Source organism: Microbacterium sp. CPCC 204701 (assembly GCF_004010105.1).
In the GTDB taxonomy this organism is placed as follows: Bacteria; Actinomycetota; Actinomycetes; order Actinomycetales; family Microbacteriaceae; genus Microbacterium.
The window spans coordinates 1-1358 of sequence record NZ_RRYE01000576.1; the positions used below are offsets into that span (position 1 = coordinate 1).

The following is a 1358-nucleotide window of genomic DNA, read 5'->3' on the forward strand; positions in this document are numbered from 1 at the left end:
CGGCGGCCGGGGCCGACGACGCTCGTCCCCCTGGCTACGCTGGGATTTTGCGCACCGCAGGGAGGACCAAACAAGCACGGCATCCCCGCAGCGTCGACAGAACCGCGTCAAACCGCGAATTTTCGCGAGTCGAGGACGGGCGCCCGCGACCGCGCTCGCGGCGCCGACCGACTCCACAATCTACGCGCTAGCCGCCCGTCGACTCCTCGGCAGATATGGGCAAACCGTGGTCAGAGACAGGAGAAAACCCCTGCTGAACAGGGGTTTTCATGGCGGTGACGGTGGGATTTGAACCCACGGTAGGGGGTTACCCTACACAACTTTTCGAGAGTTGCACCTTCGGCCGCTCGGACACGTCACCGTCGTCGAGTTTACGACACGCGAGCGGATGCCGCGAATCGATGCCCCTGCCGGCGCAGGCGCACCATGCCGCTCACTTCCAAGGGGCAGGTGCCGCGGCATCCGTCGCCCTGCGAGACTTGCCGCATGGCCGTCATCGAGAATTCGAAAGTCACCATCGTCGGCGCCGGCAGTGTCGGCTCGAGCACGGCGTACGCGGCGCTGATCCGCGGGTCCGCGCGGCACGTCGCCCTCTACGACATCGCCACCGCACGCGTCGAGGCCGAGGTGCTCGACCTCGCGCACGGCACGCAGTTCACCGGCTCGAGCGACATCACCGGCGGCAGCGACCTCTCGGTCGTCGAGGGCTCCCATGTCGTGGTGATCACCGCGGGCGCCAAGCAGGACCCGGGGCAGACCCGCATCGAGCTCGCCGGCGTCAACGCCGGGATCATGAAGAAGATGATGCCGCAGCTGCTCGAGGCGGCTCCCGACGCCATCTACGTGGTCGTCACCAACCCCTGCGACGTGCTCACGGTGCTCGCGCAGGAGGAGACCGGACTGCCGCCCGAGCGCATCTTCGCATCGGGCACCGTCCTCGACACGTCCCGCCTGCGGTGGAAGCTCGCCGAACGCGCGGGCGTCTCGACCGGCAGCGTCCACGGATACATCGTCGGCGAGCACGGCGACACCGAGTTCGCGCTGTGGTCGAAGGCGACCATCGGCACCGTGCCGATCCTCGAGTGGGTCACGCCTCGCGGCGACCGCATGACCGCCGACGAGCTCGACCGGATCGCGGTCGACGTGAGGGACGCCGCCTACAAGGTCATCCAGGGCAAGGGCGCCACGAACTACGCGATCGGACTGTCGAGCGCGCGCATCATCGAGGCGATCCTGCGCGATGAGCACGCGGTGATGCCGGTCTCGCCCGTGCTGCACGATTTCCACGGCGTCGACGGCGTGGCCCTCTCGGTGCCGTCGGTGGTCAGCGCCGCGGGCGCCGCCCCGGTGCGCGAGAC

1 protein-coding gene and 1 tRNA gene are annotated in these 1358 nt (G+C 68.6%); one reads left to right on the top strand and one right to left on the bottom strand.

Annotated features, from left to right (window positions below; all coding sequences use genetic code 11):
• Positions 1–270: 270 nt before the first annotated feature.
• Positions 271–361: transfer RNA gene (locus EIO58_RS18020), tRNA-Ser, on the bottom strand.
• A gap of 125 nt (positions 362–486) precedes the next feature.
• On the opposite strand from EIO58_RS18020, the gene EIO58_RS18025 reads away from it, so the two are divergent.
• A partial coding sequence (locus EIO58_RS18025) for an L-lactate dehydrogenase (protein WP_127820566.1) occupies positions 487–1358 on the top strand: 872 nt, incomplete at its 3' end.